The sequence below is a fragment of the Brasilonema bromeliae SPC951 genome (assembly GCF_012912135.1).
Taxonomy (GTDB): Bacteria; Cyanobacteriota; Cyanobacteriia; order Cyanobacteriales; family Nostocaceae; genus Brasilonema; species Brasilonema bromeliae.
The window spans coordinates 1-22,683 of the sequence record NZ_QMEB01000085.1; the positions used below are offsets into that span (position 1 = coordinate 1).

Genomic DNA, 22,683 nt, shown 5'->3' on the forward strand with positions numbered 1-22,683 from the left:
TTAGGGGCTAGCGGTGAGACAGCGCTGCAGGAGGGTTTCCCTCCGTAGGCGACTGCGAACCCGTTCGGCCTCAAGCCGTGCCGAAGGCATAGGGCTTCCCGTTCGCCGTTAGGCGTTCCGTTGGCGCAGCCTCTCCGATAGGAGAAGGAAAGGGTAGCGAAGTCATCGCAACAACAAGATATTCTAAATAAATCAATAAATTTACTTAAAAATCTTGGTAGTTCGTAGATAATATATCTATCTGTCAGTGGATGCAGCTCATGCTCTGTTGCCTCAACCCAGCCTGTCATAATCCGCCGAATCCTGATGGCACAATATTTTGCTCCAACTGCGGTGTAGGATTGGTAGTGCTGAGAAACCGCTATCGCCCGATAAAATCCTTAGGTGCTGGGGGATTTGGCAAAACTTATTTGGCAGAAGATATTGACAAATTGAATAAAAAATGCGTAATTAAACAACTTGCGCCACAAGTTCAAGGAACTGGCGCACTGCAAAAGGCAACAGAATTATTTGAGCAAGAAGCAAGGCGACTCGAACAATTAGGCGAATATCCACAAATTCCGACGCTGTTAGCTTATTTTGAGGAAGATAATTGTTTGTATTTGGTGCAGCAGTTTATAGATGGGCAGAATTTATTGAAGGAATTACAACAACAAGGAACTTTCAGCGAGGGAAAGATACGGGATTTATTGCAGGATTTGTTAAATATTCTCAAGGTAGTGCATCAACACAAAGTTATTCACCGGGATATTAAGCCAGAGAATATTATTCAGCGTGGCGATCGCAAACTTGTTTTAATTGACTTTGGTGCATCTAAGCAACTGACAAAAACAGTGATGACTGCAAAAGGAACAATGATTGGTTCTCTTGGTTATGCACCACTGGAACAGATGCAGGGAGGAGAAGCTTACCCAGCAAGTGATTTATATAGTTTAGGTGCAACTTGTTTTCATCTGTTAAGTGGAATTCATCCTTGGGAACTGTTCACTAAGCAGGGTTATACGTGGGTGTCTTCTTGGAGACAGCATTTACAGCAACCAGTGAGTCTGGAATTAAGGCGGATTTTAGATAAGTTGCTGCAAGAGGATTATCAGCAGCGTTATCAGTCGGCGGAGGAAGTTTTACAAGATTTAAATCCAGCGCCACCGTCTACTAAAGTATCTTCTCAACCTCCAATATCTACGCCAAGAGCATCAGCAAAGTCACCAGTAAAACTAAAAGCATGGCAACAAAGATTACTTGCGGGTGTAGCTATTACTCTAGGGGGATTAGTGTTAACCCAGTTCGTTGGCTATGTTCGCTATGGCTTATTTCCAACTAATCCCATATCTGTAATTGCTAGCCAAGATAGCGATGTTTTCTTAACAAGAACTTTAACAGGGCATTCCAACTCGGTTAGTTCCGTCGCCATCAGCCCAGATGGCAAAACCCTTGCCAGTGGTAGTGATGACAAAACCATCAAACTGTGGAATCTAGTAACTGGAGAGCAAATTCGCACCCTCACTGAGCATTCTAGCCCGGTTAATTCCGTCGCCATCAGCCCAGATGGCAACACCCTTGTCAGTGGTAGTGATGACAGGACAATCAAACTGTGGAATCCTGCAACGGGAGAACAAATCCGCACTTTCAGAGGGCATACTGGCTATGTTAATTTTGTCGCTATCAGCCCAGATAGTAAAACCTTTGCCAGTGGTAGTTCTCACAAAACCATCAAATTGTGGAATCTGACAACGGGAAAACAAATCCGCACCCTCACTGGGCATTTTAAATCGGTTGATTCCGTCGCCTTGCCAGTTATAATAAGACCTCAAAGCCTGGAACCTGATAAACAACAAGTTATTTCCGTTGCCATCAGCCCAGATGGCAAAACCCTTGCCAGTGGTAGTTATGACAACACAATCGAACGGTGGAATCTGGAAACAGGAGAGCCAATCCGCACTCTCACAGGTCATTCTAGCCAAGTTAATTCCGTCGCCATCAGCCCAGATGGCAAAACCCTTGCCAGTGGTAGTGGAGACAAAACCATCAAACTGTGGAATCTCACAACAGGAGAGCAAATCCGCACCCTCACAGGGCATTCTGACTGGGTTAGTTCCGTCGCCATCAGCCCAGATGGTAAAACCCTTGCCAGTGGTAGTTGGGACAACACCATCAAACTGTGGAATCTCACAACAGGAGAGCAAATTCGCACCCTCACAGGGCATTTTAACCGTGTTTATTCTGTCGCCTTTAGCCCAGATGGCAAAACCATTGCCAGTAGTAGTTACAACACCATCAAAATTTGGCGGTTACGGTAGTGATAAAATCGCTACAGCTAAAAACTACGCCAAAACCTAAGTGTGAAAACTGACAGCATCTTTTATCGTCTCTTTCAAGAATTTCCCAATATCTTCTTTGAACTGATTGGTAACTCTCCCGAAACAGCGAATCTCTACCAATTTTCTTCAGTTGAAGTCAAGCAAACAGCCTTCAGAATTGATGGTGTATTTCTTCCCATCCAAGATGAAGAAGTTCCTATTTATTTTGTCGAGGTTCAGTTTCAACCAGACACAGATATTTACTTACGTCTTGTGTCGGAAATTTCTTTATACTTACGCCAAAACAAACGCAAAAATTCTTGGCGAGGAGTCGTGATTTATCCTAGCAGAGATATAGATAAAGGTGAGAAACAAGATTTATGGGAATTCTTCCATAGCCAGCGTATCAGTCTAATTTACTTAGATGAATTAGGTGAAGCTGCATCACTGCCGCTAGGCATTGCTACGATAAAATTAGTAATTGAAGAGGAAGATACAGCCATTAGCACCGCTAGGGAATTAATCAACCGTATCCAGCAATCAGTAAATTTGCAACTGCCACAAAAACAATTACTAGAATTAATAGAAACAATCTTAGTTTACAAGTTTCCGAAAATGAGTAGAGAGGAGATAGAAGCAATGTTTGGCTTAAGCGATTTAAAGCAAACGCGGGTTTACCAAGAAGGACGTTTAGAAGCAAAATTAGAAGCTGTACCTAAGCTTTTAGTATTGGGCTTAACGGTGGAACAAGTAGCACAGGCTTTAGATTTAGATGTAGCACAAGTCCAGCAAGTAGAACAGCGAACGCAATCAAATGAATAGTAAGGTAATACTGTTTTCAAAATTCATTTCAGCGATATTAAAGTATGAGTAGGGAATTAGCATCAGTCAAGATTATCTAGAGCTATAGCAAGCGATGCTCCAGCAGGGAGCCAGCAAAGCTGATCGCACAGGTAACAAGTAAAATATACCAACAACACAGGACTATTGATCCTGATTATTCTTCTCTTGCTGGACTCTTTTGGCGATCGCTTCTTCAATTATCCGATTATTCTCTTCTATAGGTTTACCATCTTCAGTAAACATCGACGGATATATAATTGCTTGTGAGTCGGGAGTACGGCGACTAAACAGGATTTCCAATGCTTCTATATCTTCCCGATGATCCAGCACATATGCCCTCAATTCTTTTGTGGACATTTCTGCAAAATTAGGTTTCATTTACAAATCTCCAAGTTCCATCACGAAATACAAGGATTTGCAGTTCATCACCTGCCAAAATAAACACATTGCCAGTTGTGTCACTAAAACGGAATAGCTGAATTTCGCGGTAGAAATTAGACAAGTACTGGCAAATAATCACACATAAGTGCTTGCCGGGTTGTAGGGTATATATTCTTTTCCTCAATTGTGACATAAATAATATTAAGCCTTATACCATTTCACGAAATTGGTGATACAAATTCTTTCACCCCTGCTCCCCTGCTCCCCTGCTGCCTATTTGTATCAACATTAAAGTAAAACGGTATTACAGGTTGAACAATCTCGGTTAGCCCAAATGACGACTTCCATGTTTTATGCTATGTATTACCCAAGCAGCTGTGTTACTCCGTTGGCGAGGACATCATGTGCCAACTCCTTAAGAGGTAAAAATGTTTGATCTTCAAAAGCATTACGTAATGGATGAAAATCAGCAACCTGTAGCCGTTCAAATTCCCATTGCTGATTTTGAAAAAATAGAAGAAATCTTAGAAAACTATGGTTTAGTGCATTTAATGACAGAATTAGAGGATAACGAACGTCTTTCCAAAGAAGAAGCTTTGAAATATTACCAGTCTCTTAAGGGTAAGAATGTGGCAAGTTGAATACACCAAAAGATTTCTCAAAGACTTGGCAGCTTTACCAGAAGATATGCAAGCTCGTATTGAACCGATTGTATTTGAAGAAATACAGTCCGACAATCCTTTTGATTTAGGATATCTGGAAAAAATGAAGGGATATCTTGATAAATATAAAATTCGTGTTGGCGATTATAGAATTGGCATTACGGTAGATAAACAGACGAATACACTAATTTGTCAACGTGTAGCTCATCGCAAAGACATATACAGAATTTTCCCTTAATTCCAGGGTTTTTCAAGTAAATAAATCACAGGTAGAGGCACAGCATCCTGTGCCTCTACCTTATGCTATGCGCTACAGATTCTTTAAATAATCCAGAAGCGCCTCATTCACCAAATTAGTCATCGGCTTGTTCTGACGCGACGAGATTTCCTTCAATCTGTCGTAAACTTCATCCTGAAGGGTGACGCGATGGCGGTTTTTGCTTGTCGCAATCGTCGTGTTAGCGATCGCCACTTCCTGACGTTCACTCTCTTCTGTAATTCCTGCTGTGGTAGAATCTGCCATTGTCTCAACTAAACCATCAGCATCGTCTGTGATTTCTGGTGGTGCAACAGTTTGAGATTCGTAGTTAGCAGCAAACTCGCGGATAGCATCAAAACCAATGCGATCGCAAAAATCACCGAATGTTTCTTCTGTCTGACGCTGCTGCTTGAAGTAGACAAAAATCGGCTCTAGCTGGGTTTCTATGTCATTGTCGTGCAGCCGTTCCATATAAGGTAATGCCAGCCGTGTTTGATTGGGCGAACCTCCTAGCCAAACTTGGTAAGATTCCGGTGCGCTACCCACAAAGCCAAGTTCTGCCATGTAAGGACGAGCGCAGCCGTTAGGACAACCCGTCATCCTTACCACAAAATGCTCATTTTGTAAACTCACTTTATCCAAAAGGGCGCGAATCCGCTCTAAAATTCCCGGTATTGCTCGTTCTGATTCGGTGATTGCCAAACCGCAAGTCGGCAAAGCTGGGCAAGCCATTGCATACCGTACAAGGGGGTCAATTTTCTCTAGTTCAAAAATGACTCCGTGACTGCTAAGAATTTTTTGAATCGCTTGCTTGTTCTTTGGTTGAATATCGTAAAAGACAACGTTTTGGTGGGGTGTCAGGCGGATAGGCAAGTTATACTTTTCGACAATTTCCCGCAAAGCTGTTTTGAGTTGGAAGTCGCCTTCATCCTTAATTCGACCGTTGTCGATGGAAATACCCAGGAATAGCTTACCGTCGCCTTGTTCATTCCAACCGAGAAAGTCATGATATTTAAACTCTGGCAAGGGCTTAAAGGGTGCGAGTGACTTACCAAAGTATTCCTCGACTTGGGAGCGAAACTTATCAACGCCCCAATCGTGAATGAGATATTTTAACCTGGCGTGACGGCGGTCAGTGCGATCGCCATAATCTCTTTGAGTCGCAACAATCGCCTTAACAAGATCGTAAACGTCATCTTTTTCTACGTAGCAAATCGGGTCTGCTACTCTAGCAAAAGTTTCTTCTTTATTATGTGTTCGTCCTAAACCACCGCCAGCAAAGACATCAAATCCCTCTAACTCTTCCTTGTCATTGGTTATGACTACCAAAGTCAAGTCTTGGCTATACAAATCTATCGAATTATCTCCTGGAACCGTCACACAAACTTTGAACTTGCGCGGCATATAGTAAGTGCCGTAAAGAGGTTCTTCTTTGTCGTGGAAAATTGTGCCAGTGCCATTTTTCTCTCGCGCCGCCTTCACCTCTGGGTTTTCCTCAGCACTAATTGCCATTTCCCCATCTAGCCAAATTTCGTAGTAAGCGCCTGTTTGGGGTGTTAGCAAGCTGGCAATATTGTCGGCATATTCCCAAGCGTACTGATACTCAGGCTTATTTTTAAACGGTGCTGGAGGTGCCATGACGTTGCGGTTCAAGTCCCCACAAGCTCCCAGCGTTGAACCCATATTCTTGATTATGGCAGCAAATGCTGCCTTAAGATTTTTCTTTAAAATCCCATGCACCTGAAACCCTTGACGAGTGGTTACTCGCAAGGTGTGGTTACCATATTCATCTGCCAGCTTATCTAAAGTCAGATACAGCTGCGGCGGGACTAACCCACCCGGATTTTTCGTCCGCAGCATGAACTGGTAGTCTTTTTCTTGTCCCTTAACCCGATTATCACGATTATCTTGTTGGTAAGAACCATGAAACTTTAGTATTTGTATAGCATCTTCACTAAAATGAGTTGTATCCTGAAGTATTTCGGTTGCAACAGGTTCACGCAAAGAATTGCTGCGTTCCTTGATTGCTTCTACTTTGGAAGGCTTACGGCTTGTGGTCAGAGGAGCAGATTTAACCATTAGATTGGTACACAGTTTTTTCAAAAAATGATCACAATGTGCCGTAAAGTACTTCAGAAGCACCCTTTCGGCTGATTTATTTCCGATAATCCGGTCGGAATTAGGAGAAATATAATGATTTTAACACGCCAAAAAGCCGGGTTTTTCAGCGATGCAACACTTAGATAAACCCAGCAATATTACTTATACTAAAGTTATGAGTCTTGACTTATCATTTGCCGCTTGAAAATAGGCAAATGATTCGTCTATAATTCCTCAACCTAACAGGATATCGTTCCTGTCAGGATTTGCTAATGGCTGTAGTTCAACCCGACAATTGAACTACAGCTTTACCTAAAGCGATAGCCAACACCACCACTGACGTTGAAAGCAGAAGCAGGGCTATTTTTGTAAGCATCAACTCCTAAGTTAGCGTTGCCATAAAGCATAAAGCTATTACCCAGTTCTGATTCTACGCCAGCAGTCAGCGCGACTCCATCTTTGTTGCCCAATGGACTTGCTTTACCATCTTTCTCCACAAAAGAGTAACCAGCACCGAGGTAAATATTAGTACCTTTGCCAATGCCTAAATCTGCGGAAATTTGTGGGATGATAGCAGTTGTTTCTTCACCCCAGAGGAGTTGACCGCGTGCAGACAAAGGTGTGTCTCCTAATTTATAGCGACCTGTGACATTTCCACCAAATGCAGCTGCATCACCCTTTTGCCCACCATTGGTGAGACCACCAGAAACACCAACACCAACATAGCTAGCATCAGTACCGTTTTGTGTTGGTCGAGGAAGAGCAGAAGCAAGACCCGCCGAGAGGAGAATAGGAGCAACGACAACAGAGGACAATGCAGAAATTGTCACAAAAGATTTAAGCAACCGTTTCATAATCTTTACCGATATTTTGTAGGTATTGATTTTAAATACATGTCGAAAAACTAACTACAATGTTCCAGATATTTTCTAAAAATTTTTCTTGTCTGTTGTTATTAATGCAGAATATATCAAGTAGTTTCTCTAGATATAAATAAGAGTTTTATAATTACATGGTGTCATTTTTTTATCCGGAACTTTCTTTTGAAAAGTAGACACTTGTTTGACTGGCACATAATTCTCATCCCACAGATACGGGTCTGGGAGGATTTTGCGACATTCAGTCAGTTTTGATTAAGGATTGCAGTACAGACATTGTGCTGGGTCTGCCTTTTCTAATCCATCTGGAAATAACTTTTCTTTAGAAAATCCACATTTTTGACATTTATATACTGCTGCAATAGTTAGTTGTGTGGGTGCGTGACAATACGCGCAAGGTAATCCTTTTATCCTTTGAACTAATTCAAAACCGGGACAAGAACAGTTGGGACAAGCATGATTTAGTTTTCTGACTAAGTCATGAGTCGATGCAGCAATATTTTTCATCCTTGTGGGATTATATAAAGCCCGCATATCCGTTTCTATATAAACCTTGCCATCTTTGGAACTGTTTAAACCAAATTGAACTGCTTCTACAAGTTGCTCTCTAGTCTTAATACCTTTGATAATTTCATCTTGACTTCTGGGTGAGGAACTCAAGCTTACGACTAGGGCGTGTTCGGGAAAGCCAATTGTATCTGCAAAATCTTGCGCTTCTTCTAAACTGTTCACAATCCTATGATTGAAGTTCGTTTCAGTAGAAATTTCTTGACCAATAATTTCTAGCCCGTTTGTTTTGTCTAATAAGATGACAACTTCCCGATTACAAGGAATAAATGGGCTACCAGGGTGAGGACCAAATGTACCTTCACTAGCTATTGCTAAAGTCTCACCTGTCATAGTTAATACTGTTTCTGCTTTTAGCCTTGCTGCTTCGATTTGCGTTCCTACCCGTTTGATTTCCCTGGTAAATGTACCAAAACGGTCAGTATTAAAATATTTGGGAACTACGACTTTGATGCCTAACTCTTGTTCAAGGATAGGAGCAATGACCTTTTCCTTATGATGCATTGTCGCTAGTACTGCTACTCGATTGGTAAATAGAGGATGATGATTCATAACTCTTTACAATTCCTCAGATAAGATTAACCCCAGAGCACTCTTGTTTTGAAGAGAGTGACGAAATATTAGATTTTTTTCTTGACTTTATAGTGATTTTGTGTGATTTGAAATTTTCTTCTCAAATGATGAAACTCCTATCTTACACCTATCCGTATAAATAAAGGGTAAGTGAAAAGCAGCGCGATAAAGTTACATTACTTTTTGGGAATTTTATCGCTAAATTAAGGGTTATGGAATTCATACTGAGTTAATCCAATACATTGTTTGTGGGGATCAAAATGTCATAAGAATCATTACAAAAATACAATAGTTACTATAAGTCAACAGTTATGGCTTACTATTGGTCGTGGTAAAATCTAATAGTTACTATCGAATTGCTTCTATAAGATAGAGTAAATTCAATTAGGATACGTATTTTATTAAATTTTTTCTTATAGGAACCATATAAGATTTTTTTAAGATTTTGGTTGAGATATTAACCACTGCTGATTCAAAAGTGATAATCTTATCTACAACAGTAAAATCTGCTCATTCAAAACACCTCAGTTCATGTAATTGAGGCGGCGATAGGTTTGAAATTAGGTGTGAATAACACATTAAGAAAGCAATGAACATAATTGTTCTGTTGCCTTGATTTGCATACCCAAAAACAATTGTAATTTACAAAATGTAATGTTATGAGTGACTTTTCAAATCAATTTTCTCGACGTAAATTTTTGTTAACCGCTGGAGTTTCTGCTGTAGGGTCTGTATTCCTTAAGGGTTGTTTGGGAAATCCTCCCGACACTGCTAGCACAAGTCCAGTACAACAAGCTGTTGCGACCAATGTCAGTGCAGCGGATAAACCAGAAACAACTAAAGTTAAGCTAGGGTATCTACCGATTGTTGAAGCTGCTCCTCTGATTATTGCAAAGGAAAAAGGCTTCTTTGCTAAGTATGGAATGACCGAAGTTGATATATCCAAGCAAGCTAACTGGGGTTCGGCAAGAGATAACGTAGAAATTGGGGCTGCTGGAGGTGGAATTGATGGTGGTCAATGGCAGATGCCTATGCCCTATCTGATTTCTGAAGGACGCATCACCAAGGGTAATCGAAAAATACCCATGTATATCTTGGCTCAGTTGAATACTCAGGGTAATGGAATTGCGGTCGCAGCTAAGCACCAAGGCAAAGGTCTGAGTGTGAAGATTGCTGGCAAAGAAACGTTTTTTGCTCAGCTCAAATCAGCAAAAAATATCTTCAAAGCTGCTATGACTTTCCCAGGAGTGAATCAGGAGTTTTGGATTCGCTACTGGTTAGCTGCATCGGGTGTCGATCCAGACAAGGAAGTTCAACTATTAACAGTACCAGCAGCTCAAACGGTTGCAAATATGAAGACGGGGTCGATGGATGCCTTTAGTACTGGTGACCCCTGGCCTTACCGAATTGTCAAAGATAAGATTGGCTTCATGCCAGTATTAACTGCAGAAATCTGGAAAAACCATCCAGAAGAATATCTTGCAATGAGGGCAGATTGGGTTGACCAAAATCCCAAGGCGACTAAAGCCCTTTTGAAGGGTCTGATGGAAGCCCAACAATGGTGCGATAACTTTAACAACAGAAAAGAACTCGCTCAAATCCTTTCAAAGCGGAATTACTTTAACGTGCCTGCAGACGTTCTCAACGATCCATTCATGGGTAAGTATGACATGGGTGATGGTCGCACTGTTAACGATAAAAAAATGGCATCTCTGTATTGGAAAGATGAAAAAGGTAACGTCTCCTATCCATATAAGAGCCATGACCTCTGGTTTTTAACAGAAAGTGTGCGCTGGGGCTTTTTACCAGAAGATACCTTAACAAATGCCAAAACACTGATAGATAAAGTTAACCGTGAGGATTTGTGGAGACAAGCTGCAAAAGAATTAGGTGTTCCAGCTGCTGACATTCCCACCAGTACATCCCGTGGCGTTGAAGAATTTTTTGATGGTGTCAAGTTTGACCCAGAAAATCCAAAGGCCTACTTGCAAAGTCTGAAGATTAAAAAAGTAAAAATTTAAGCTCAGTTTTGACTCAGTAAGAAAAACCAAATTTCAAGAGGAAAGTAACAATGGTAACTCTGCAAAGACGCTCTCGGGCAAATACTGTTGATAATGCTTGGTTGTCTCGTCTGCAAAAGCAATATCCTGGTTTGATACCACCGATTATAGCGATCGGCATCTTTTTAGTTCTATGGCAGTTGTTTGCTTGGATTCCTGGCGCAACACTACCAGGACCAATCCAGGTCGTACAAGACACTTGGATACTGATTCTGTATCCTTTTTATGACCGAGGTGGTACAGACAAGGGTTTATTTTGGCAAATCTTGGCAAGTTTACAACGGGTAGCAATTGGTTACTCATTTGCGGCAATTATCGGTATTAGCTTGGGGATTGTGATTGGTACAAGTAAAGTCATGTCTAGGGCTTTAGATCCAATGATCCAATTATTCCGAACTGTACCACCTCTAGCTTGGGTGCCGATTTCTCTTGCAGCTTTACGACAAAACGAACCTGCTGCACTATTCGTCATTTTTATCACAGCGATTTGGCCCATCTTAATAAACACAGCAGTTGGTGTAAAACAAATCCCCCAAGATTACAACAACGTCGCCAAAGTTCTGCAACTTTCTCGTCGAGAATATTTCTTCAACATCCTCATACCTGCTGCTCTCCCTTACATTTTTACAGGCTTAAGAATTGCGATTGGTTTGGCTTGGTTGGCGATTATTGCGGCAGAAATTATCATGTCCGGTATTGTTGGAATTGGCTTTTTTATCTGGGATGCGTATCAGAATAACAAAGTCAGTGAAATTATTTTGGCTCTCGTTTACATCGGTGTGGTTGGTTTGATACTCGACAAGTTGATGATTTGGGTGCAGTCGAGAATTTTGCCAGAAGAACAAAAGTAGTTGTTAGTTGCTTCTCGCTCGAAGAATAGTCATTTAACGAACCGCCAAGACGAGGCAGTGCGTTGCGGGGGTTCCCCCCGTTGTAGCACCTGCCGTGCCAAGAGCGCAAAGAAAGAAGAAAAAGAGAAGATAGTAATCTTGTCGCACCGAAGGCAGTAGTTATTCATCTTTTGTCATGAGGAAATGGCAAAGGGTGAAAAACAAATAACAAAGAACAAAGGATAAAAGAAAAATGAGTGTTTTTGTTGCTGTTGACCAGATTGATAAAGTTTTTTCCTTAGCTAATGGTGGTCAATATATTGCTCTTAAAGGAATTGACCTTCAGATTAAAAGAGGAGAATTTATCTCTCTGATTGGTCACTCTGGTTGTGGTAAATCCACCCTGTTAAATATGATTGCTGGTTTGGATTTACCAAGTGAAGGTGTGGTGACGCTAGAAGGAAGAAGAATTACTAGACCTGGTCCAGATAGGATGGTAGTGTTTCAGAATTATTCACTCTTACCTTGGCGGACAGTACGAGAAAATATTGCTCTTGCTGTAGACTCAGTGCTGAATGATTACTCTGTGGATGAGCGCAAGGCAATTGTAGAGCAGCATATCGATATGGTGGGGTTGCGTCCTCATGCTGACAAAGCCCCAGCAATGTTATCGGGTGGACAAAAACAACGGGTGGCGATCGCCCGCGCCTTAGCAATTCGTCCCAAATTACTCTTGCTAGATGAGCCATTTGGTGCGTTAGATGCACTCACACGCGGTAACTTGCAAGAACAGTTGATGCAAATTTGTCAGGAAAACCAAGTCACCGCTGTTATGGTGACTCACGATGTCGATGAAGCGGTGCTGTTGTCCGACCGAATCGTGATGTTGACAAATGGACCAGAATCGAAGATTGGAGACATTTTGGAGGTGGATATTCCTCGACCTCGTAAGCGGATGGAAGTGGTAGAACATCCTAGCTACTACAGCTTGCGCAGTGAGATGATATACTTCTTGAATCAACAAAAACGGATTAAGAAAATTAGGGCAAGGAAAACAGCAGCGATCGCGCGTCATGGTTTAGAAAAAGTGAACCTGGAAATTGGTTTTCTTCCTCTGACTGCTTGCGCCCCTCTGGCTATCGCTAAAGAAAAAGGTTTCTTTGCCAAACATGGTCTAGATGAAGTGACTCTAGTGCGCGAAGCGAGTTGGCGCGGAATTACTGATGGGATTAGTGGCGGATATTTAGATGCAGCGCAAATGCCTTCTGGGATGCCAGTTTGGATGACTGTAGGAGGCGATAAGGGTCGTCCTGTACCAGTTGTCAGCGCCCTCACACTCACCCGTAATGGTAATGCTATTACCCTGGATAAACGTTTTTATGACCAAGGAATATATTCCCTGGCAGACTTTAGACGATTGTTACAATACTCTACAGATCAACGTCATACTCTCGGGATGGTTCATCCTTCCTCAATGCACAACATGCTGTTGCGTTACTGGTTAGCAGCTGGTGGAATTGATCCTGACCACGATGTTTCCCTGAAAACGATTCCTCCGGCTCAAATGGTAGTTGACTTGCAAGCAGGGACTATTGATGGTTACTGTGTGGGTGAACCTTGGAACCTCCGGGCGTCAATGGAAGGAATAGGCTTTACTATCGCTACAGATTTGGAAATATGGCAAGGACACCCAGGCAAAGTTCTAGGAGTTCGGGAAGACTGGGCGACTGCTTATCCTAACACCCACATCGCCTTAGTCAAAGCCTTGTTGGAGGCCTGTCGATACTGTGCTGATGAGAATAATTTTCAGGATGTCCGTGAGATTTTATCTCGACAGGAGTATGTCAGCACAACTGAGGATTACATCCAACTTGGCGATCCAAACTCCTATGTGTGTAGCCTAGAACAACCAATGCGCCAGTATGCCCACCACCTATTTTTCGGAGATGGTGTGAATCGTCCCAGCCGAACAGAACATCTGTGGATGATGACTCAGATGGCGCGTTGGGAAGATATTCCCTTCCCCCGGAACTGGTTAGAAATCCTGGAACGAGTTTGTCGAGTCAGTGTGTTTAGTACCGCCGCACGAGAACTCGGTCTGCTTGATATTAAGTATAATCGCGGTCCGATTGAGTTGTTTGATGGCAGTGTGTTTAATGCTGATGATCCTATCGCTTATCTCAACAGTCTTGACATTAAACGCAATTTTTCAGTAGCAGAAATTGTCATTAACTCACGCCAGGTTTCAGCAGTTGCTTGAGAATTGTAAATTTTTGATTCTGAATTTTGATTCTGAATTTTGAATTGGGAAATACTGATATGTACGAGCGCACTTTTTCTAACACTTACAGACAGTCCGGGGTAACAGCTACACGCCAAAATCCTTTCTTGTTAATTGAGAACGTTTCCAAAATCTATCCCACATCGAAAGGTCCTTATACAGTCCTACAAGACGTGAACCTCACCGTGAATGAGGGCGAGTTTATCTGCGTCATCGGTCACTCTGGTTGTGGTAAATCAACTCTACTGAACATGGTTTCTGGGTTCGCCACACCCACCCACGGATCAGTGCTGCTCAACTCCAAACCCATCACTCAACCAGGACCAGATAGAATGATGGTATTCCAGAACTATGCTTTGTTACCCTGGTTGACGACTTCTGAAAACATTTACTTAGCGATTAACGCCGTTTTCCCAGATAAGCCAAAAGCACAGAAGTCAGCAATTGTACGCGAACATTTAGCACTGGTGGGATTGACAGAAGCTGCTGATAAAAAGCCGACGCAAATTTCTGGGGGGATGAAACAGCGGGTTGCGATCGCCCGCGCTTTAGCAATTCGTCCCCAAGTTTTAATCTTAGATGAACCTTTTGGGGCATTAGATGCAATCACCAAAGAAGAATTGCAAGAAGAATTGTTGAAAATTTGGAACGAACGGCGATGCACAGTGCTGATGATTACTCACGACATTGATGAAGCATTGTTCCTAGCAGATCGTTTGGTAATGATGACTAACGGACCTGCTGCCAAAATTGGTGAAGATATCCAAATTCCTTTCTCTCGTCCGCGCGATCGTGCGAGGATTATGGAAGATCCAGAATACTACAGACTGCGGAACCACGTCCTTGATTACCTCTACCGCCGCTTTGCGCACGACGAATAAATCTAACAAACCTAAAATCTCGTCAAAATCTCGTTTCCAGGTAGAACCTGGAAACGCAATCAAAGCGGCTTCGCCGCGAGTAAGGGAAGCGGTTTGATTTCGTTTATAGTATTCTCTATTCCCACTAAATGAAAGCTATGAGAATACTTATTTTAAAAACTACCATTACAACTGCAACAGCTTTAATTATCGCATTGACGGGAATAACTCCCGCTCAAGCTATTACATTGAACTTCACCTGGAATGGTAATAATAATTATTCCGCTCTTGGTTCGTTTAGTTATGATGAGAACACCGCGCCAGCAATTTTTTCTGAAAAAGGGGCTGGACAGACTGATGTTTTACAATCCCTCAATATTTCTTTCTTCGACCCTCTTAATAATCTTATCGCTACTTATAATAACGTTGTAGATGGCGTATCAATACCTAACTATTTCCAATTCAACTTCAACACCGTCACGCAAGAAATTTTTGGTTTAATAGATTTAGGAGGCGAAATCGCAGGCGATACTTATTTAAAAGGAACAGTTAATAGCGACTTATCACTATTTCAAGTTCCTCAATCTGATTCTGATGCAAGAATAGACAGTAATTCAGGAGCTATTGTTGTTAAGCCAATACCATAACCGAGTTGTTCAGTGAAGCATGAAAGTGTTAAATTGAAACTCTTAAACAGGCAAATCCAAGGTAGGATGGGCACTGCCTACGTTACTGTGTTATTGGTGTACCGTGAACCGACAGTGCCCACTCTACAAATTAAGATTTTTAACAATTCGTTAACAATATCACGCTAAGAAACCGCCAAAGAAATCTAACGTTTCCTTCAACGCTTTGACAAAAACATCTATCTCTTCACGAGTATTGTAGAAAGATAAACTTGCCCGTGCAGTCGCTGGAACAACTAAATGACGGTGCAATGGTTGAGTACAGTGATGTCCAGAACGAATAGCAATACCTTCTTGATCTAATAATGTAGATATGTCATTAGCATGGATTTCCCCAGCAGTGAATGCAGCAAGAGCCGCTCTACCCAAACCTGCTACTTTAGGTTTAGGACCGTAGATACGAAGTTGAGGAATTTGTTCTAGCTGCTCAAACAGATAGCCAGTTAACTCAGCTTCATATGTATAGATTTTATCCATACCAATGCTGCTAAGGTAGTCAATTGCTGCACCAAGAGCGATTGTTTCCCCAATAGCTGGTGTTCCCGCTTCAAATTTATGTGGTAAATCTGCATAGGTAGAATGGTCTAAAAAGACTTCCGCAATCATCTCACCACCACCCAAGAAAGGAGGCATTGATCGCAGCAAGTCTAACTTGCCGTACAAAAAGCCAATCCCACTTGGAGCGCACATTTTATGACCAGAAGCCACCAACCAATCACAGCCAATTTGCTGTACATTGATAGGCATATGAGGGACACTTTGGCAAGCATCAATTAATACTCTTGCGCCGTGCTTTTGAGCAATTTCGCAAATTTCCTTCACTGGGTTAATACAACCCAAAGTGTTAGAAACATGCACCACCGACACCAATTTCGTTTTGTCAGAAATCAGCTTCTTGAACTGTTCCAAATCAAAAGTTTCTTCTGCAGCCAGTTCAACAAATTTCAGCACCGCACCCGTCTTTTGGGCGACAAAATGCCAAGGTACTAAATTACTGTGGTGTTCCATCACCGAGAGGATGATTTCGTCCCCTGGCTGCAAATTGCTCATTCCCCAACTGTAAGCAACCAAATTGATCGCCTCAGAAGCATTACGAGTGAAAACAATTTCCTGGCGCGATGCAGCATTGACGAACGCAGCAACTTTGTCTCTGGCGACTTCATAAGCTTCCGTCGCTTTGGCGCTCAGGGCGTGCACACCGCGATGTACATTGGAATTGTACTGCTCGTAGTAGTCTCGAATGGTATTGAGGACGAGCAGAGGTTTTTGTGATGTAGCAGCGTTGTCGAAGTAGATTAAGGGTTTGCCGTTAACTTCTTGGTGTAATATTGGGAAGTCAGCACGGACTTGATCAGCAAGGGTTTTTTCTTGGGTAAAGGTCATATTAGTTATTAGTCATTAGTCATGGGTCATTAGTCATTAGTCATTGGTGATTGACTGATAACTATTGACAGTTTGTGTGAGTCTTTCTTGTAAAGAAGGGACAGGTATTTGGTTGATAACTTCAGCTGCGAAAGCATTAATTAATAAGTTACGAGCATTATCCTGATCAATACCCCGGCTTTGCAAGTAGAAGATTTCATCATCCTCCAACTGACTAACGGTAGCACCGTGAGCACATTTCACGTTATCTGCGGTAATTTCTAATTGCGGCTTAGTATCAACCCTAGCCTTAGGCGATAGTAACAAATTCCGATTCAACTGTGCTGCATCAGTCAACTGTGCAGGCTTGGGAACAAAAACCTTACCGTTAAACACAGCATGAGCGCGATGCTCCGAAGGAGCCGCTGAGCCCTGCGGGCACGCTGCGCGAACGCGAACGCCAATAATACACTTATGCAATTGCTGACTTCTACCATACGGATAATTGAGTGCGATCGCACTATGAGTATCCGCCAACTGGTTCCCCCCAATCACCGTCAACCCATTAAGAGTCGTTTCCGTTTGCTCACCAGCCTGTAAAATCTCCAAATTGTGACGCGACAGCCTTCCACCAAAAGTGATTGCATGACAAGTATACCGACTGTAACGAGCTTGAGAAACAGCAGTCTTTCCTATGTGGAAAGCCTCCGCATTTTCCAACTCAAGCCGAGTGTGATTCACTTGAGCATTTTCCTCAAGCCAAATCTCCGTCACCGCATTGCTAAAGTAAACCCTCTTCTCCTCTTCCTCCTCTGCGCCCTCTGCGCCTCTGCGGTTCGTATACTCTTCCACCAACGTCACACTACTACCAGTTTCCGCCACCACCAAACAACGCGGTAAAGAAATCGTCGCACACTCAGCAGCAGCAACAAACACCAAATGAATCGGTGTTTCCACCACCACATTCTTCCCCACCCAAACCACAGCTACATCTTTGATTCCACTCGTATTGAGCGCAGTAAACACCTCATGCGCCCCCTCAGTTTGAGCCAAATACTGCTGCACACGCTGGCGATCGCCTACAGGTAAACCAGCCAAATTACTAACGACAACCCCATCTGGCAAACCTGCAACCATTGATAACTCAGGCGCATAAACCCCATTCACAAACACCAAACGGTTCGCAGCTTCTGGTACCGAATGAATATCCGATAAACTGATATCTGCTGGCTGACTCCCAACACCTTCAAACTTTACTTTCCGCAAAGACGACAAATCAGTAAAACGCCATTCCTCATCGCCAGTGGTGGGGAGAACTGATTTACGCACCACTCGCGTAGCGCGTTCCTGTAACTCCTGCAACCAAGCATCAGCACCGTCAAAAGACGTGTGATCATCTATGATCTGATTTAATAACCCAGTCAGTTCAGCATCCCTATCCAACACAGCAGACGCCAAATCAACTGGATTTGAATTAGGAACCGGACTAGGAGAAACTAGAACGCTCATCACACACCCACCTCATCAAGCGCATCTTCCAACACCCAGTCATAACCGCGTGATTCTAACTCCAACGCCAGTTCCTTACCACCACTCGTGAGAATTCGTCCATTTGCCATCACATGAACGAAGTCTGGCACAATATAATTCAGCAACCGCTGATAGTGAGTAATCATAATCGTGGCATTTTCCGGACTCGTCAGCTGATTCACCCCGTTCGCCACAATCTTCAAAGCATCAATATCCAAACCCGAATCAGTCTCATCCAAAATTCCTAACTTTGGTTCTAGAAGCGCCATCTGCAAAATCTCATTACGCTTCTTCTCACCACCGGAAAAACCTTCATTCAAACTCCGACTCAGGAAAGCAGGATTCATCTTTACCACATCCAGCTTTTCCTCAATCAAATCATCAAAATCAAACGCATCCAACTCCTCCAAACCCTGCGCCTTACGCCGAGAATTATAAGCCACCCGCAGAAAATCCAAATTACTCACACCCGGAATTTCCAACGGATACTGAAACGCCAAAAATATACCACTTCTGGCGCGTTCCTCCGGTTCCATCTCCAGCAGATTTTGCCCCTGGAAAATCACCTCACCGCCAGTCACCTCATACGCCGGATGTCCAGCCAGAACCTTAGAAAAAGTACTCTTACCAGAACCATTCGGTCCCATAATCGCATGGATTTCACCCGAACGTACCTCAAGATTCAAACCCTTAAGAATTGGCGTCCCATCAACATCAGCCGTCAAATCTCGTACCGACAGCACAACTTCACTATTCTCAATAATCATGAATATTCTCTCTCTTCTCTTCTCTTTCTTCCTCCTTCGCGCCCTTCGCGCCTTCGCGGTTAAATATTTTTTAAACCACGAAGACACAAAGAACACGAAGAGAATTACCCAACACTACCTTCCAACTTCAGACTCAACAGCTTATCAGCCTCCACCGCAAACTCCATCGGTAGCTGATTAAACACATCCTTACAGAAGCCACTAATCATCATCGAAATAGCATCTTCTGAGGAAATGCCCCGCTGTGCGAAGAAGAACAATTGATCTTCCCCAATCTTAGAAGTCGAAGCTTCGTGCTCAACCTTCGCAGTATTATTTTGTACCTGAATATAAGGGAAAGTATTGGCGTGAGCATTATCCCCAATCAGCATCGAGTCGCACTGGGAATAGTTCCGCGCCCCTTGCGCCTTCGGATTGATTTTCACCAAACCACGGTAACTGTTACTAGAATTACCAGCAGAAATCCCCTTAGAAATAATCGTGCTGCGGGTGTTCTTACCAACGTGAATCATTTTGGTACCCGTATCAGCTTGCTGCATATTATTCGTCAGCGCTACCGAGTAAAACTCACCTACAGAGTTATCACCCACCAGCACGCAGCTAGGATACTTCCAGGTGATAGCCGAACCAGTTTCTACCTGTGTCCAAGAAATCTTAGAATTCACACCTTGACACAAACCGCGCTTGGTGACGAAGTTGTAGATACCGCCTTTACCATTCGCATCCCCAGCGTACCAGTTCTGCACGGTGGAGTATTTAATCTCGGCATTGTCGAGGGCGACGAGTTCTACGACAGCAGCATGTAGCTGGTTACTGTCGTACATTGGTGCAGTACAGCCTTCCAGGTAGGAGACATAGCTGTTTTCTTCAGCAACAATCAGTGTCCGCTCAAATTGTCCAGTTTCGCCATTGTTGATCCGGAAGTAGGTAGACAGTTCCATCGGGCATTTCACACCCTTGGGAATGTAGACGAAGGAACCATCACTAAAGACGGCGGAATTAAGCGCAGCAAAATAATTATCTGCTGTTGGGACAACGCTACCCAAATACTTCTGCACCAATTCTGGATATTCTTGTAAGGCTTCAGAAATGGAACAGAATATGACACCTTCTTTGAGGAGTTTTTCTTTGAAGGTGGTTCCGATAGAAACGCTATCGAAAATCGCATCAACAGCGACGTTTGCCAGTCGCTTCTGTTCTGACAGGGGAAGTCCCAGCTTTTCAAAGGTTTCCAACAAAGCGGGATCAACTTCATCTAAGCTGTTAAGCTTTTCTTTCTTTTGTTTCGGCGCGGAGTAATAAATGATATTTTGGTAATCAATTACCGGATACTTAACGCTTGGCCAAGTTGGTTCTGCCATTTTTTGCCACTGGCGAAAAGCTCTCAGGCGAAAATCCAGCATGAACTCTGGCTCGTTTTTCTTGAGCGAGATAAGGCGGATGGTGTCCTCGTTTAGTCCACGCGCGATTGTGTCGGCTTCGATGTCGGTGATAAAGCCGTACTTGTATGGCTGGTTGACTAATGTTTTGACAGTGGCACTCATTGGTAGTTTTCTCTTGCGTTCGCTTTGTAGAATCTCTTTAAGGAAGGGAGACGGGCTTTTTTAACCGATTCCCAGGTTTCGTCACCGAGTGGTTACGAGACTGCTAAAATAACTATATAGACTAAAACAACAACATTGTTGTTTAATGTATATTCATTTTAAGCTAGATTAACAACAACATTGTTGTCAAACTTATATTTTTCTGCAAATCAAATGAACTTTTGGGACGACGATGGAGACTACCCACCAGTCCTCAACAAAGCAAGATATTCTAGAATATCTTTTGAAACACTCGCAGGCTACAGCTTTTGAGCTAGCCGAAGCGCTCGATATTAGCCCCCAAGCAATTCGTCGCCATCTTAAAGATTTAGAGGGCGAGGAGTTGATTTCTTTCTCATTGTCAGTGCAAGGAGGAATGGGGCGTCCACAGCATGTTTATCAATTGACTCGTAGTGGACGCGATCGCCTGCGTCCAGATGGTGCTGATGGTTATGGTCAATTTGCGGTTTCTCTATTGGACACATTAGCAGAAACGGTCGGACGCGACCAAGTTAGTTCAATTTTACGCAAGCAATGGGAACGCAAAGCAGAAGAATATCGCGATCGCCTGGGAAACACTTCCCTCTCAGAAAGAGTGGCGATTTTGGTAAAACTGAGAAAAGCTGAGGGCTTTATGGCTGAGTATCATCCTGTAGAATCGAGTGAGTCATCACAAGGCGACGGATTTATTTTAACCGAACACAACTGCGCGATTTCTAACGTTGCAGAATCTTTCCCTAGCATTTGCGGTCATGAATTAGAAATGTTTGCTACAGTTTTACCTGATTGTACAGTAGAACGTACTCACTGGATTATTAACGGCGAACATCGCTGCGGCTATTTAGTACAAGAGCGAAAAAACAAACTTTAAGTTTTTCCATTAAGTGAGTAGCCGCAACAAGTGAGCATTTTTATTAAGTCTAAACCAAAGATTATAGGTAGTTAGTAATCGGATTTACGAACCAGTGATTTCTAACCCGTTACAACCGCAACATTTGAGTAAAATTTAGGCAAATCTTAAACAAAAGTTATGGAGTTACCATCACCACAATCAACCTCACAATTTATAACTCCAGAAGAGTTAGTAAAAGTCGATGCAGCTTTGCTCTCCTCACCAGAGAAATTTTTAACTCGATTGACTATTTCTTCTCTGAGGCTTTTGAAACAAATCGCCCAAGAAAACGAAGTGAATATTGAAGATTTAACAGCCCAGCAGGTGATTGATTGGTTTGAAAAAGATGGAAAGATTCGACGAGAGCAAGGAATTGAGGCAGCTTATTTAAAGTGGTAAGCTTATCAGTTATCAGTTATCAGTTATCAGTTATCAGTTATCAGTTATCAGTTATCACTGTTTACTGTTCCCTGTTCCCTGTTCCCTGTTCCCTGTTCCCTGTTCCCTGCCTTATTTTAACGACCTACTTATTTCTTCTTCAATACAGGAGTTAAATATTCTGGAATACCCTCTAGCTGAATAACGTTGCACCCAAGGTTATAAGCAAATTCAATTGATTCTCCAGCACCTAATACGTTATAAAAAGCTGTTGCAAATTTAATTGCAGCTTGATCACCAATCTGCTTGTTCATTCCAATCACGTAGGGAATATGTTTAACAATCGCTTGGGCTTGAACTTCTGAGTAACAAGCGTTGAGAACAACGCACTCAATGTGAGAAGCAAATAACTCGAATAGTCCAGCCAAAGCTTGTGTATCCACTAATCGCACATTCCCGGTTTCATCCTCCAGCGCCAAACCATGATCACCTGTACCATGACCGCTAAAATGAACAATTTGTGGCTTAAAGTCCAATAACGATTGGTAAACTTCTTGAACACGCACAGCCCAACGCTGTTTTAGGTCAAATAATTCTCGTTTTTTTGCTCGTTGCAATCCAGCCTCAATTTCTCGCACCTCTTCATCTAATCGCAGGGGCAAACTGTTTTTTGGATTTGCTGCCAAAATTAGAATTGTTTTGAGTGCAGAATTGTTGGCTTCTGTTCGTGCAACTTGGTTGTAGTTGGTAATATCGCCACCTATTTGATGGGCGTTCACTGAATCAGCGTTTACAAAACCTCCAGCGAATTGAGCGCCTTGTAAGTTGAAATTAGATTGTTTTTTAGGAGTTTCTGGCATAGATTTACAAAAATTACGGGGGTAAGGGTGTAGG

General features: G+C 42.7%; 21 protein-coding genes. 11 read left to right on the forward strand and 10 right to left on the reverse strand.

What is annotated here, in order from left to right:
* Positions 1–260: 260 nt before the first annotated feature.
* Positions 261–2,297: a serine/threonine-protein kinase gene (locus DP116_RS12700; protein ID WP_169155536.1), complete on the forward strand. Its 2,037-nt coding sequence runs from the start codon at positions 261–263 to the stop codon at positions 2,295–2,297.
* Positions 2,298–2,339: 42 nt separating this feature from the next.
* A complete protein-coding gene (locus DP116_RS12705) occupies positions 2,340–3,119 on the forward strand; it encodes an Rpn family recombination-promoting nuclease/putative transposase (protein ID WP_169155537.1) in 780 nt (259 codons plus the stop codon).
* Between the two features lie 162 nt (positions 3,120–3,281).
* On the opposite strand, the gene DP116_RS12710 is transcribed toward DP116_RS12705, so the two are convergent.
* Both DP116_RS12710 and DP116_RS30720 read right to left on the reverse strand, forming a co-directional pair.
* Positions 3,282–3,518 (reverse strand): DUF6887 family protein, encoded by a 237-nt coding sequence (locus DP116_RS12710; RefSeq protein ID WP_211173243.1) that lies wholly within the window; start codon positions 3,516–3,518, stop codon positions 3,282–3,284.
* Positions 3,508–3,714 carry a DUF6888 family protein gene (locus tag DP116_RS30720; protein ID WP_422614223.1) on the reverse strand — a complete coding sequence of 69 codons (207 nt, stop codon included), beginning with the start codon at positions 3,712–3,714 and terminating at the stop codon, positions 3,508–3,510. The genes DP116_RS12710 and DP116_RS30720 overlap by 11 nt, the downstream gene beginning before the upstream one ends.
* A gap of 235 nt (positions 3,715–3,949) precedes the next feature.
* Between DP116_RS30720 and DP116_RS12715 the strand changes: the two genes are divergently transcribed.
* The gene (locus DP116_RS12715; protein ID WP_169155538.1) at positions 3,950–4,162 is read left to right on the forward strand and encodes a RelB antitoxin-like protein; all 213 of its coding nucleotides are present in this window, start codon (positions 3,950–3,952) and stop codon (positions 4,160–4,162) included.
* Positions 4,149–4,421 carry a type II toxin-antitoxin system RelE family toxin gene (locus DP116_RS12720; RefSeq protein ID WP_169155539.1) on the forward strand — a complete coding sequence of 91 codons (273 nt, stop codon included), beginning with the start codon at positions 4,149–4,151 and terminating at the stop codon, positions 4,419–4,421. Before DP116_RS12715 ends, DP116_RS12720 begins: the two co-directional genes overlap by 14 nt.
* A gap of 72 nt (positions 4,422–4,493) precedes the next feature.
* Here the strand turns inward: DP116_RS12720 and sir are convergent, their stop codons facing one another.
* The 3 genes from sir to DP116_RS12735 all read right to left on the reverse strand — a co-directional run bounded on the left by sir (position 4,494) and on the right by DP116_RS12735 (position 8,539).
* Complete coding sequence (gene sir, locus DP116_RS12725) at positions 4,494–6,521, reverse strand: sulfite reductase, ferredoxin dependent (RefSeq protein ID WP_169155540.1); 2,028 nt, start codon at positions 6,519–6,521, stop codon at positions 4,494–4,496.
* Positions 6,522–6,850: 329 nt separating this feature from the next.
* On the reverse strand, positions 6,851–7,396 hold the full coding sequence (locus DP116_RS12730) for an outer membrane beta-barrel protein (RefSeq protein ID WP_169155541.1): 546 nt from the start codon (positions 7,394–7,396) through the stop codon (positions 6,851–6,853).
* Positions 7,397–7,675: 279 nt separating this feature from the next.
* The gene (locus tag DP116_RS12735) at positions 7,676–8,539 is read right to left on the reverse strand and encodes a DUF6671 family protein (protein WP_169155542.1); all 864 of its coding nucleotides are present in this window, start codon (positions 8,537–8,539) and stop codon (positions 7,676–7,678) included.
* Positions 8,540–9,219: 680 nt separating this feature from the next.
* Between DP116_RS12735 and DP116_RS12740 the strand changes: the two genes are divergently transcribed.
* From DP116_RS12740 to DP116_RS12760, 5 genes are all read left to right on the forward strand, one after another.
* Positions 9,220–10,581, forward strand: coding sequence for a CmpA/NrtA family ABC transporter substrate-binding protein (locus DP116_RS12740; RefSeq protein WP_169155543.1), 1,362 nt, complete (start codon positions 9,220–9,222; stop codon positions 10,579–10,581).
* Between the two features lie 50 nt (positions 10,582–10,631).
* Complete coding sequence (ntrB, locus tag DP116_RS12745; protein ID WP_169155544.1) at positions 10,632–11,471, forward strand: nitrate ABC transporter permease; 840 nt, start codon at positions 10,632–10,634, stop codon at positions 11,469–11,471.
* A 232-nt stretch (positions 11,472–11,703) separates the two neighbouring features.
* The gene (locus DP116_RS12750; RefSeq protein ID WP_169155545.1) at positions 11,704–13,710 is read left to right on the forward strand and encodes an ABC transporter ATP-binding/substrate-binding protein; all 2,007 of its coding nucleotides are present in this window, start codon (positions 11,704–11,706) and stop codon (positions 13,708–13,710) included.
* 59 nt (positions 13,711–13,769) lie between these two features.
* Positions 13,770–14,612: a nitrate ABC transporter ATP-binding protein gene (locus tag DP116_RS12755; protein ID WP_169155546.1), complete on the forward strand. Its 843-nt coding sequence runs from the start codon at positions 13,770–13,772 to the stop codon at positions 14,610–14,612.
* Between the two features lie 137 nt (positions 14,613–14,749).
* Complete coding sequence (locus DP116_RS12760) at positions 14,750–15,238, forward strand: hypothetical protein (RefSeq protein WP_169155547.1); 489 nt, start codon at positions 14,750–14,752, stop codon at positions 15,236–15,238.
* A gap of 159 nt (positions 15,239–15,397) precedes the next feature.
* Here DP116_RS12760 and DP116_RS12765 read toward each other — a convergent pair whose 3' ends face one another.
* The 4 genes from DP116_RS12765 to sufB all read right to left on the reverse strand — a co-directional run bounded on the left by DP116_RS12765 (position 15,398) and on the right by sufB (position 20,480).
* Positions 15,398–16,660, reverse strand: a complete 1,263-nt coding sequence (locus DP116_RS12765; protein WP_169155548.1) for a SufS family cysteine desulfurase — start codon at positions 16,658–16,660, stop codon at positions 15,398–15,400.
* 36 nt (positions 16,661–16,696) lie between these two features.
* Positions 16,697–18,148, reverse strand: coding sequence for a Fe-S cluster assembly protein SufD (gene sufD, locus DP116_RS12770; protein ID WP_169155549.1), 1,452 nt, complete (start codon positions 18,146–18,148; stop codon positions 16,697–16,699).
* Positions 18,148–18,936: a Fe-S cluster assembly ATPase SufC gene (gene sufC / locus DP116_RS12775; protein ID WP_169155550.1), complete on the reverse strand. Its 789-nt coding sequence runs from the start codon at positions 18,934–18,936 to the stop codon at positions 18,148–18,150. Before sufC ends, sufD begins: the two co-directional genes overlap by 1 nt.
* Positions 18,937–19,040: 104 nt before the next feature.
* A complete protein-coding gene (sufB, locus tag DP116_RS12780) occupies positions 19,041–20,480 on the reverse strand; it encodes a Fe-S cluster assembly protein SufB (protein ID WP_169155551.1) in 1,440 nt (479 codons plus the stop codon).
* A gap of 232 nt (positions 20,481–20,712) precedes the next feature.
* On the opposite strand from sufB, the gene sufR reads away from it, so the two are divergent.
* Together sufR and DP116_RS12790 are read left to right on the forward strand one after the other, a co-directional pair.
* Positions 20,713–21,390 carry an iron-sulfur cluster biosynthesis transcriptional regulator SufR gene (gene sufR, locus DP116_RS12785; protein WP_169155552.1) on the forward strand — a complete coding sequence of 226 codons (678 nt, stop codon included), beginning with the start codon at positions 20,713–20,715 and terminating at the stop codon, positions 21,388–21,390.
* A gap of 159 nt (positions 21,391–21,549) precedes the next feature.
* Positions 21,550–21,810 carry an NDH complex assembly factor CRR9 gene (locus DP116_RS12790; protein WP_169155553.1) on the forward strand — a complete coding sequence of 87 codons (261 nt, stop codon included), beginning with the start codon at positions 21,550–21,552 and terminating at the stop codon, positions 21,808–21,810.
* A gap of 128 nt (positions 21,811–21,938) precedes the next feature.
* On the opposite strand, the gene DP116_RS12795 is transcribed toward DP116_RS12790, so the two are convergent.
* A partial coding sequence (locus DP116_RS12795; RefSeq protein WP_339381448.1) for a CHAT domain-containing protein occupies positions 21,939–22,683 on the reverse strand: 745 nt, incomplete at its 5' end.